Origin of the sequence: Actinomadura sp. BRA 177, from assembly GCF_013372625.1 — a bacterium.
Lineage (GTDB): Bacteria > Actinomycetota > Actinomycetes > Streptosporangiales > Streptosporangiaceae > Spirillospora.
In genome coordinates, this window is record NZ_JABXFD010000642.1 from 1 (window position 1) to 10,473 (window position 10,473).

Genomic DNA, 10,473 nt, shown 5'->3' on the forward strand with positions numbered 1-10,473 from the left:
CCCTCGTCGAGTCCCTCGCGCCCTTCTAGCCCCAGCGGACGCTGGGCCTCTCCCCGGTGGGGACGGGGGCGGCGATCCTGGCCCTTCCCGTAGCGATGGTCGCTGCGGGACCGGCCGGGGCGTCCAAGGAGATCGGCGGGGGACGTGCCAGGCCGCCGTCCTCGGAGCCCTCGGCACCGCCTACCGCCGCCTGGCCCCCGTCCGCCCGAAGAGCCCGGCCGTCCCCGCGGAGGCGCCGGCGGCCCTCAATCTCCCCATCGTCGACATCACCTGACACGTCCCCCAGATCGACCTCGCCACCTCGCACGGCCCCTCCTCGCCCGGTGCCGGCCCGCCGTCCCCTTCGACGGGCCGACGGAGTCCATGGTGGGAGCGGCGTGCGGCCATTGGCACTAGAACTTGATTCTGTGGATAAGTTGCCGACAGGGATCAGTCCCAAGGGTGCGTCGGCGGGCCATAGTTGATCTTCCAGGCCGGGCGGTGGAGCCCAACCGTGACTCGGTGAACCGGCCCGTCTGGACGAACCGCGAACTCCACCGTCACCGCGAACTCATCGCCGGTGTGTGAGAGCCCACCGCGTTGGGCGCGGTGGGCTCTCGAGGTGTACGGGGTCAGGCGCGGTAGGCGGACCATCGGGATTGCATGCGGGCGGTCTGGCCCGGGGTGAACTCGTACATGCACGAGTCGTAGCTGTAGTCCATGAAGTTGTGGATGGGGTCGGCTCCTGGGGATGAGCACGTGTTGCGGCCGGTCGGGCAGCCGGAGGCGGGGCTCTGTTCGGCGGGGGTGTCGGAGACGCGGTCGCCCTGGCCGCTGCAGCCGCCCTGGAAGGTGTGGTAGAGGCCCATCCAGTGGCCCACTTCGTGGGTGGCGGTGTCGCCTTCGTTGTAGTTGCCCAGAGCGCCGCCCGGCAGGCTCTGGTAGTGGATGACGACGCCGTCCATCGACGGCTGGGAGCGGTAGCTGCTCGGGAACGTGGCCCAGCCGAGGAGGCTGCTTCCGAGGTCGGCGGTGTAGATGTTGAGGTCCTGCGCGTTGCCCGTGTGCAGGGAGCTCTTCATCTGGCGCTCATAGCCCTCCGGGTTGGAGAACCAGGACGCGTTCCTCGTCCGCTTGATTTCCGACAGCGTGAACGTGACGTTGCTGCCGGCGTAGGCGTCGTTGAGGACGTCGAGTTGCCGCTGCAGGGTCGAGTCGGACACGTTTCCTGCGCTGCCGTAGACGACCTGGAAGTGCACCCTGACGGTGATGGACGCGGCGGCCCGCATCGTCTTGAGCTTGCTGACGCGGTTCTGGAAGTCCTTCTCCATCGCGGCGACCTTGGCCGCGCTCGGCTGGTTCTTTTCGGTGACGTGGGCACCGGCCCGGACGCGGGCCTGCGCGGGCTGGTCGGCGCACTGGGTGGACGGCGCGGCGAGGGTGGCGGGGGCGGCGGGCGCGTACGCCGTGAAGGCGGCGGCCAAGCCGAGGACGGTGGCGATTCCGGCGCGTTTCATGGAACTCCTCTGGGGGTGGCGCGAGCGGGGGGAGCGCGCGCGGGGAGCGGAGTCATCGCTGGAACAAGAGTGGATGCGAACAATCGTCACGTCTTTGGCAAACCTGGACGAACAGGGACGGGCAACGCTGAATACGGCGCCCTAGCGCGGCGGCGTAGCGTGTCCCGCATGGACGTGGAGGGGGAGGCGGCGCGGGTCCTGGCGGAGTTGCGCGCGCTGGCGGATCCGGTGCGGGCCGAGCGCGAGAAGCGCTATCTCAAGAGCGATTTCGTCCACATCGGTGTGACCGTGCCGGTGCTGCGCAAGGTCGCCGTTCAGGCGGTCAAGGCCAAGCCCGCGCGGGACGAGTTGCTGGGGCTCTCTCAGGTTCTCTGGGACGTGACCGACGAAGGATGCCCCGTGCATGAGGCTCGCATGGCGGCCATAGAGGTGCTCGTCAAGAGGGCCGCCCTTTTGGAGCCTCGCGACATGCGGACGGCGGAACGGCTCGTTCGGGACTCAGCGAGCTGGGTGTACGTCGACAACCTCGCGGAGCGGATCGTCGGCGCGCTGGTCGTCCGATACCCGGACCTGGCAAAGGTCTTGGACGCATGGGTCGCCGACCCCTACATGTGGATACGGCGTACGGCCGTCCTGGCGTTGCTCCCAGGCGTCCGGACGGGAAACCCGGATCTGGAACGAATCAGCCGGTTCGGAGACGCCGTCATAGGCGAGCGTGAGTTCTTCATCCGGAAGGCCCTGGGCTGGGTCCTCCGAGAGCATTCCAAGAAGGACCCATCCTGGGTGGTGCAATGGGTCGAGCCCCGTCTCGACACCATCTCGGGCGTGACGTTGCGGGAGGCCGTCCGGCGCCTGCCCGAAGAGGATGCAGCCCGGCTACGTAAGGCGTCCTAGGCGCGGTAGGCCGTCCACACCTTGTGCATACGGGCGCCCTGGCCGGCGGTGAAGGACGTCATGCACGTGTCGTAGCTGTAGTCCATGTAGTTGTGCACCGGGTCGGCTCCACGGGACGGGCAGGTGTCCTTGTCCGTGGGGCAGCCGTTCGAGGGGTCGCGCTCGGCAGGAGTGTCGGCGACCCGGTCGCCCTTGCCGCCGCAGCCGTCCTGGAACGTGTGGTAGAGCCCCAGCCAATGCCCCACCTCGTGGGTGGCGCTGAAGCCTTTGTTGAAGTGCTCTATCTCACCGCCCGGCATGCTGCCGTAGTGGATGGTCACGCCGTCCATCTTGGGGTCGGCCTTGTACTTCCACGGGAACGTCGACCAGCCGAGCAGGTCGCCGCCTATGTAGGTGCTGTACAGGTTCAGCGTGCCCTTGCCGCCCTCGTGCAGCTGTGGCTTGTACGTGCCTTCGTAGCGTTCCGGGTCTTGGAACCAGGCCGCGTTGTCCGAACGGGTGATCCCGCGGAGTTTGAAGGAAACGCCTGTGTTCGCCCCACCGTTCCGTCCACCGTAGGACGCGTTCATAGTGCTGATCTGGCGCTTGACCTCCGCCGTGGACACGTTGCCCTTCGCCCCGTCGTGAATCACATGGAAGTAGACCGGGACAGTGATCTGAGCCGCCGTACGGAGGTCGGCGCCGTCCGACTGTTCATCCGCGCCGAAGCCCAAGCCGAGGCCGTCCAGGATCTGGTTGAGGCGCTGCTCCACGGTGGCGGCCTGTGCGGGGGTCAGGTCGTTGCGCTCCTGGCCGTGACCACCCGTCCGCAGCCGCGCCTCGGGGTGTGCGCAGGCGTCCGAGGGTCCGCGCAAGGCAGGCCCGGACGGCGCGGCAGGGACGAGAGCGGCGATCAGAACGGTGGCGGCGAGCAGCTTCACGGCACTCCTAGTGGACGGGAACCATGGCGGGCACGTGCGTTGACTACAGGACGTCACCAAGACGTATCAGAACGAAGCGGTCCAGCGAGCGCGATCAAGGTAAATGAATGCCGACCGTTATCGGCCAATCGCACTATGTGATGGAGGTCGCGGGGGTGCGGCGCATCGGCGCAGGCAGCGGGCCCGTAGACTGGAGGCCCCTTCCGGCCGTGCGAAAGGCTTAGTTGGTGGCCGCAGACCAGTCCTTTGACACCGTTCTCGTCGTCGACTTCGGCGCGCAGTACGCGCAGCTGATCGCGCGGCGCGTCCGCGAGTGCCATGTGTTCAGCGAGATCGTCCCGTCCACCATGCCGGCGGCGGAGATGCTCGCCAAGCGGCCTAAGGCGATCATCCTGTCGGGCGGCCCGGCGTCGGTGTACGAGACGGGCGCGCCGGCCGCGCCGGACGGGCTGTTCGACATCGGCGTGCCCACGCTCGGCATCTGCTACGGCCACCAGGTGATGGCGCAGGCCCTGGGCGGGACGGTCGAGAACTCCGACGTCGCCGAGTACGGCGGCGCGACCGTCGCCGTCACGTCCCCGGGCATGCTGTTCGCGGGGCTGCCGCACGAGCAGGCGGTGTGGATGTCCCACCGCGACTTCGTCAGCAGCGCCCCGTCCGGCTTCACCGTGACGGCCAGCACCGAGGTCACGCCGGTCGCCGGCATGGAGGACCTGGAGCGCGGCTACTTCGGCGTCCAGTTCCACCCGGAGGTTCTGCACACCGAGCACGGCATGGAGATTCTCCGGCGTTTCCTGTACGAAGGCGCCGGATGCCGTCCGAACTGGACGATGGTCAACATCGCGGACGAGTCGATCGAGGCCGTCCGGCAGCAGGTCGGGGGGAAGCGGGCGATCTGCGCGCTTTCCGGCGGAGTGGACTCGGCCGTCGCGGCCGCGCTCGTCCAGCAGGCCATCGGCGACCAGCTGACCTGCGTGTTCGTCGACCACGGCCTGCTGCGCAAGGGCGAGCCGGAACAGGTCGAGAAGGACTTCGTCGCCGTCACCGGGGTGAACCTGCACGTCGTGGACGCCCAGGACCGCTTCCTCGCCGCCCTCGACGGGGTCACCGACCCCGAGGAGAAGCGCAAGATCATCGGCCGCGAGTTCATCCGGGTGTTCGAGGAGGCGGCCCGCGAGATCGTTGGCGAGAACGCGGAGGAACCGGTCGAATTCCTCGTCCAGGGCACCCTCTACCCGGACGTGGTCGAATCGGGCGGTGGCACCGGCGCGGCCAACATCAAGTCGCACCACAACGTCGGCGGCCTCCCCGACGACCTGCAGTTCAAGCTGATCGAGCCGCTGCGGACCCTCTTCAAGGATGAGGTCCGCGCGCTCGGCGAGCAGCTCGGCCTGCCGTCCGAAATCGTCTGGCGGCAGCCGTTCCCCGGGCCCGGCCTCGGCATCCGGATCATCGGCGCCGTCACGCGCGACCGCCTCGACATCCTCCGCGACGCCGACGCCATCGCCCGCGAGGAGCTCACCCGCGCCGGCCTCGACCGCGACATCTGGCAGTTCCCGGTGGTGCTGCTCGCGGACGTCCGCTCCGTCGGCGTCCAAGGAGACAGCCGCACCTACGGCCACCCGATCGTCCTACGCCCGGTGACCAGCGAGGACGCGATGACGGCCGACTGGGCGAAGCTCCCGTACGACGTCCTGCAGCGGATCTCGACCCGCATCACCAACGAGGTCCGCGAGATCAACCGCGTCACGGTCGACATCACGTCCAAGCCCCCGGGCACCATCGAGTGGGAGTGATCCCTCGCCGCTGAGCGCCCGACCCTTCGGCCATCGCGTGATCGACTTTGGTTGGCTGGGGCGCGACCTGCGGCCGTCGCGGCCGTTGGCGCCGCCGCGCGAACCTTCCAGTACGAGTTACGACGACTGGAGGGACCGACGTGGCGAACGCTGCCGCGACGTTTGGGCTCGCGCTGGGCCTGGTGGTGCTGTCACCGCTGGCCGCCGAGTCGCTGTCGGGCTATGACAGCACCACCGGCGACCCGCTCGCGCTGCTGGGCGGTCTGCTGTTGCTGGGGCCGCTCTACGGCTGCCCGGCGCTGCTCATCCGGGAGATCGCGCATCGCCTCGGCGCGGGCTGGCCGGGGATCGTCGCGCTCGCCGCGGCGTTCGGTGTACTGGAGGCGGGCGTCGTCGACCAGAGCATGTTCGCGCTGAGCTACCGCGAGGTCCCCTACTGGGACGACATGCTGCGTCCGACGCTGATCGAGCCGATCGGCATGGCGCCTTACATGGCCCTCAGTTTCGTTGGCGGCCACATCATCTGGAGCTTCTGCGCGCCGATCGCGCTCGTGCAAGCTTTGGCCGGACGCCGCGCGCGCTTGCCGTGGCTCCGCTGGCGAGGGCTCACCGTGGCGACAGTGTTGTATCTGGCGGTCGCGGCGCTCATCTGGAACGACCACCGGGTCAACGGCGAGGACCAGGCGTCGACGGCCCAGGTCGCCGCAGCTCTTGCGGCGGTCGTGATGCTCACTGTCATGGCATGGGCGTTCGGCCTACGGGCACGCCCGGCACTCGGGGAGCGGCCTGTGCCACGGCCGTGGCAGGTCGGCCTGCTCGGCCTGGCCGGAGCGCTGGGCTTCAACTTCCTGCCGTCCACCTGGCTGGGATTCGCCGGCGGCGTCGCGCTGGCCGTTGCGGCGGTCGGCGGGACGGTGGCCGCGTCCCGCTCCTCGCGGTGGACGCGGCGGCACGTGGTCGCCATGGCCGGGGGAGCGCTGCTCGCGATGGGGATCTCGGCGTTCTTCGTGACGCCGCTCGGGGACGTCCCGCCGGTGCCGAAGTACGCGCACAACACGGTGTTCCTGCTGGGAGCGCTGGCGCTCACCGGCTGGGCCATGCGCCGGGCGGGCGAATCACGCCATCCCGGTGCGGAAGTCTCGCCCTGACCGTCCGGCGGCCCGGAACCGTCGGCGCTCCACCGGACGCGGAACGCCCGGCCAGGGGAAAGCCCCGGCCGGGCGCCTGTGTTCGAGCAGGTCAGACGGTGGCGGGGGCCAGCGCGGCCTCGGCGTCGAGGGTCGCGGCCGTCGCGTTGACGACGGCGGCGATCCGCAGCGCCTCCTGGACGAGCTCGCGCGACAGGCCGGCCTCGCGGACGACCTTCTCGTGCGACTCCAGGCACCGGCCGCAGCCGTTGATCGCGGACACGGCCAGCGACCACAGCTCGAAGTCGACCTTGTCCACGCCCGGCTTGCCGATGATCGACATGCGCAGCTTGGCGGGGAGCGTCGCGTACGTCTCGTCCCCGATCAGGTGGGTGGCGCGGTAGTACACGTTGTTCATCGCCATGATCGACGCGGCGCCCTTGGCCGCCTCGAACGCCTCGGCGGACAGGTAGTCGCCCGCCTCCTCGGCCAGCTCGCGGATGACGACGGTGCTGCGCGTGGCGAGGGCGCAGGCGAGGACCGTCCCCCACAGCTGCTGCTCGGTGAGCTGCGAGGTGGAGGTCAGCGAGCCCAGGTTGAGCTTGGTGTCCTTGGCGTAGCCCGGGAGGGCGCTCTTCAGCGCGTCAACGCTCATGATCATGCGTCCTTTCATGCGAACGGCCGGCCGCGCGCGGGGCGGCCGGCCGTCAAGGGGTTCGGGGGATCAGACGCCGGCCAGCAGCTTGCCGGCGTCGAGGGTGTCCTCGCCCTTGTTCCAGTTGCAGGGGCACAGCTCGTCGCTCTGCAGCGCGTCGAGGACCCGCAGGACCTCCTTGACGTTGCGGCCGACGGAACCGGCGGTCACCATGGCGAACTGGATCTCGTTGTTGGGGTCGACGATGAACGTCGCCCGCTGCGCCACGCCGTCCTCGGTGAGGATGCCGAGGTCCTCGCTCAGCTCGCGCTTGAGGTCGGACAGCATCGGGAACGGGATCTCGCGCAGGTCCGGGTGGTCCTTGCGCCACGCGAAGTGGACGAACTCGTTGTCGACGGACGCACCGAGCACCTGCGCGTCGCGGTCGGCGAAGTCCTCGTTGAGGCGGCCGAACTCGGCGATCTCGGTCGGACACACGAAGGTGAAGTCCTTGGGCCAGAAGAACACCACGCGCCACTTGCCCTCGTAGGACTTGTGGTTGATCGTCTCGAACGCGTTCTCGGCGTCCAGCGAGACGCAGGCGGTGAGCTCGTACTCGGGGAACTGGTCACCGACAGTAAGCACGCATGCTCCTTCGTCATGAGAGGGACGCCTCCGCATGAGGAGGCGCAGGAGGGCCGCGGGGGTTCTCCGCCTCAGCGGCCGATGTCACTCAGAGTGCCGCCGCTCGATCGAAAAGAGAAATCGATAAGTCCCAAGAGTGCGATAGGGGTTGCCTATCAATGCCTCGGAGAACGCTGTGAGCTGCGATGATGTAGCGGTGCGGCAGGGCTGGTGGGTCGTCCAATAGACGTAAATCACAGAGACTCACCCTAAACCGCGCCTAACTCTGCGTAGCGAGCAAGTGTAGGGCTTTCTTCGCCTTCGGCGCGCACCCAGTGACCAAGACCTCACACATGCACGGAGCCGTGGCCGGCCTTTAGGAGGTCCGGCAACGGCTGCGTAAGGCCGTCAGTTGCTGAGGGTGGCCTTGAGGACGTCCCGGAGCGATGTCAGAGGCCGGTTCAGCAGGCGTCCGAGAGTGGGGTCGACGTTGGCGAACTCGCCCTGGCGGCTGGCGGCGAACATGTCCACGAGCATGTCCGCCGCGAACTCGGGGACGCCGCGGGCGATCACCCCGGCGCGGAACTCGGCGTCCGGCACGACCACGTGCTTGATCGGACGTCCCGAGACGTCCGAGGCGAGTGCCGCGACGCCGGCCATGTCGATCGCCTCGCCGCCGGTCAGACCCGGGGTGATGCCGTCGAAGGTCTCCTCGGCCAGGGTGATCGCGGTGGCCTCGGCGAGGTCGGCGTGGGACGTCCAGGAGACCGGCCCGTCCTCCGGCACGGCCAGTTCACCGCTCTGCAGCGCGGCGCCGACGAGGGCCACCGTCGTGGACGCGTAGAAGCCGTTGCGCAGCGAAGTGAACGGAACGCCTGAGGCACGCAGCATCTCTTCGGTGGCGGCGTGGTCAGGCATGGGCGGGAAGACCGAGGACGGGTTCGCGCCCATGTGGCTGGTGTAGAGGACCCGGCGGGCACCGGACGCCTTGGCCGCGTCGATCGCGCGGCGGTGCAGACCCAGCAGTTCCTCGCCGATGGAGTTGGCGGAAACGATCAGGATCTGCGTCGCGCCCTCGAACGCGTGGACGAGGCTCGCCGGGTCGGCGAAGTCGCCCTGACGCACCCGCACGCCCCGGTCCGCGAGGTCTCGGGCCTTCTCCACATCCCGGACGCTCGCCCCGACCTGCTCTGCGGGAACGCGTTCGAGCAGCCGCTCGATGGTCCCGTGGCCGAGCTGCCCGTTGGCGCCGGTAACGATGATCATGACGCTCTCCCTTGCCTTCGGCGCATCGGCGGCCCGCACCGCCCAGCGCCTCGAATCAGTGCTAACGGAACAACGCTAACACTGCTAAGCAAGCAACGCTAACAAGCATCTGTTATCGTCATTAGCGTGCAGGTCGATGACGTAGCGGCCGGGGACGGCCCGCGGGAGCGCATCCTCGCCGCCACCGCCAAGCTCCTCGCCGAAGGCGGACGGGAGGCGGTCTCGACGCGTGCGGTCGGTGCCGCGGCCGGGGTCCAGGCGCCCACCATCTACCGGCTCTTCGGCGACAAGCAGGGCCTCCTGGACGCCGTCGCCGCCGAGGGCTTCGCGGCCTACCTGACCACCAAGACCGGCCCGGAGCCCGATGCCGACCCGGTGGACGACCTGCGTGCCGGATGGGACGAACACCTCCAGTTCGGCCTGGCCAACCCGGCCCTCTACATGCTCATGTGCGAGCCGCGCCCCGGCGCGATGCCGCCGGCGGCGGTCGCCGGGATCGAGATCCTCACCGCCCGCGTCCGCCGGATCGCCGAGGCGGGACGGCTGCGCGTCAGCGAGGAGCGGGCCGTCCAGCTCGTTCACGCCGCAGGCAGCGGCACGACCATCGCGCTGATCGCGATGCCCGAGGCCACCCGCGACCCCGAACTCTCGGTCATGGCCCGCGAGGCGGTCATCGCCACGATCACGACCGACGCACCCACGCCCGCGCCGTCCGGCCCGGTCAGCGCCGCAGTCGCCCTGCGCGCCGTCCTCCCGCAGGCCACCGCCCTGACCGACCCGGAACGGGGCCTAATGCGCGAATGGCTCGACCGCATCACCGACGCACCGCGCTGATTAGCGGCTCGCCTCGCCATGGCAGGGCTGAGCGGTACCGACGACGGCCAAATGCAGATGGACGGACGAATTGAGTCAGAACCCCCAGCACAGGTCGTTCCCGCAGCGCAGGTCGTAGAGGGCCGTCCCGAACCGCGTCTCGTCTAGGATCGCAGTGGCCGCCTGGCCGACCTGCCCCTTGACCTGCTCCCACTGACCGCGCAACCACGTGGTCGCGTCCTCCGGCGTGACCGGAACGTGCCGTATCGTCCGGGACGGCTTGCGAAGCCAGTCACGGATCTCGCGCGGCGCCAACTCACTGCTCAGGTCCTGACGCGCCTGATCGTCACCGTAAGCACTGGCGTCCATACGCGATGCGTGGCAATGCCAATGCAGGCCCCGCCGCCGCCAGTCGTCACGGGATTCATCCCGCCAATAGGTGTCGTAATCGAACGGCCGGATGGTCACGGGGCCGAGCCTCCCACCAAGCGGGCCCCGCCCAGGGGGGAACGGGGCCCGCAGTCTGATGTGCGATGAAGCCCTGCCACTCGTGGCGGTCGAACTCCAGCAGGTTCCCGGTCTTGGTGTCGCGGACGGCGACCATTCCGTCCGGCGCGTCCACGACGTTGGTCGCGACCTCGACGCACCCGCACCCGGAGTCCTCACCGTTACGGCCGGCTCATGAACTCCTCCTCAGGGTTGTAGGCAGGACCGCCCAGACGCTCTTACCGCCGTGCTCGGGACGGCAGCCGTACCCGACTACGTGCGTGGCTCCGTGACCCGTTGGCTCACCGAACCGGCACCCGGCCTGTACGTCGGCACCGTCTCAGCCCGCGTCCGCGACGAACTTTGGAAAGCCGTCAGCGAGGCGGTCGGCGACGGTGCCGCAGTCCTCGTCCACCC

11 protein-coding genes and 1 pseudogene are annotated in these 10,473 nt (G+C 69.1%); 5 read left to right on the forward strand and 7 right to left on the reverse strand.

The genetic code is table 11. The annotated features are described in order from the left end of the window. Positions 1-611: 611 nt before the first annotated feature. The gene (locus HUX53_RS35715; protein ID WP_176407698.1) at positions 612-1,496 is read right to left on the reverse strand and encodes a zinc metalloprotease; all 885 of its coding nucleotides are present in this window, start codon (positions 1,494-1,496) and stop codon (positions 612-614) included. A gap of 168 nt (positions 1,497-1,664) precedes the next feature. On the opposite strand from HUX53_RS35715, the gene HUX53_RS35720 reads away from it, so the two are divergent. Next, on the forward strand, positions 1,665-2,390 hold the full coding sequence (locus HUX53_RS35720; protein WP_176407699.1) for a DNA alkylation repair protein: 726 nt from the start codon (positions 1,665-1,667) through the stop codon (positions 2,388-2,390). Here the strand turns inward: HUX53_RS35720 and HUX53_RS35725 are convergent. Further along, complete coding sequence (locus tag HUX53_RS35725; RefSeq protein WP_309237592.1) at positions 2,387-3,310, reverse strand: zinc metalloprotease; 924 nt, start codon at positions 3,308-3,310, stop codon at positions 2,387-2,389. The two genes, HUX53_RS35720 and HUX53_RS35725, sit on opposite strands and share 4 nt — an antisense overlap. A 227-nt stretch (positions 3,311-3,537) precedes the next feature. Between HUX53_RS35725 and guaA the strand changes: the two genes are divergently transcribed. Continuing rightward, positions 3,538-5,106, forward strand: coding sequence for a glutamine-hydrolyzing GMP synthase (guaA, locus tag HUX53_RS35730; RefSeq protein ID WP_176407700.1), 1,569 nt, complete (start codon positions 3,538-3,540; stop codon positions 5,104-5,106). A 140-nt stretch (positions 5,107-5,246) separates the two neighbouring features. Further along, positions 5,247-6,254, forward strand: a complete 1,008-nt coding sequence (locus HUX53_RS35735; RefSeq protein ID WP_176407701.1) for a hypothetical protein — start codon at positions 5,247-5,249, stop codon at positions 6,252-6,254. A gap of 91 nt (positions 6,255-6,345) precedes the next feature. Here HUX53_RS35735 and HUX53_RS35740 read toward each other — a convergent pair whose 3' ends face one another. From HUX53_RS35740 to HUX53_RS35750, 3 genes are all read right to left on the reverse strand, one after another. Then, on the reverse strand, positions 6,346-6,888 hold the full coding sequence (locus tag HUX53_RS35740; RefSeq protein ID WP_176407702.1) for a carboxymuconolactone decarboxylase family protein: 543 nt from the start codon (positions 6,886-6,888) through the stop codon (positions 6,346-6,348). A 69-nt stretch (positions 6,889-6,957) separates the two neighbouring features. Beyond that, a complete protein-coding gene (locus HUX53_RS35745; RefSeq protein ID WP_309237593.1) occupies positions 6,958-7,512 on the reverse strand; it encodes a peroxiredoxin in 555 nt (184 codons plus the stop codon). A 387-nt stretch (positions 7,513-7,899) separates the two neighbouring features. After that, positions 7,900-8,757: an SDR family oxidoreductase gene (locus HUX53_RS35750; RefSeq protein WP_176407704.1), complete on the reverse strand. Its 858-nt coding sequence runs from the start codon at positions 8,755-8,757 to the stop codon at positions 7,900-7,902. A 126-nt stretch (positions 8,758-8,883) separates the two neighbouring features. Here HUX53_RS35750 and HUX53_RS35755 point away from each other — a divergent pair, with 126 nt between their 5' ends. Beyond that, entirely contained in the window at positions 8,884-9,591 is a 708-nt protein-coding gene (locus tag HUX53_RS35755) for a TetR/AcrR family transcriptional regulator (protein ID WP_176407705.1), read from the forward strand. 75 nt (positions 9,592-9,666) lie between these two features. Here the strand turns inward: HUX53_RS35755 and HUX53_RS35760 are convergent, their stop codons facing one another. After that, entirely contained in the window at positions 9,667-10,038 is a 372-nt protein-coding gene (locus HUX53_RS35760) for a hypothetical protein (RefSeq protein ID WP_176407706.1), read from the reverse strand. Beyond that, positions 9,995-10,216 (reverse strand): annotated as a pseudogene (locus HUX53_RS43235) (DUF397 domain-containing protein); the annotation flags it as partial. The pseudogene HUX53_RS43235 and the gene HUX53_RS35760, both read right to left, overlap by 44 nt. 87 nt (positions 10,217-10,303) lie before the next feature. On the opposite strand from HUX53_RS43235, the gene cas2e reads away from it, so the two are divergent. Then, on the forward strand, positions 10,304-10,473 hold a 170-nt coding region (cas2e, locus tag HUX53_RS35770), incomplete at its 3' end, for a type I-E CRISPR-associated endoribonuclease Cas2e (RefSeq protein ID WP_176407707.1).

What these genes read in the sequence shown, in the direction of transcription:
- HUX53_RS35715 (WP_176407698.1), bottom strand. Translation starts at nt 1,496, where the DNA reads ATGAAACGCGCCGGAATCGCCACCGTCCTCGGCTTGGCCGCCGCCTTC.
- HUX53_RS35720 (WP_176407699.1), top strand. Translation starts at nt 1,665, where the DNA reads ATGGACGTGGAGGGGGAGGCGGCGCGGGTCCTGGCGGAGTTGCGCGCG.
- HUX53_RS35740 (WP_176407702.1), bottom strand. Translation starts at nt 6,888, where the DNA reads ATGAGCGTTGACGCGCTGAAGAGCGCCCTCCCGGGCTACGCCAAGGAC.
- HUX53_RS35750 (WP_176407704.1), bottom strand. Translation starts at nt 8,757, where the DNA reads ATGATCATCGTTACCGGCGCCAACGGGCAGCTCGGCCACGGGACCATC.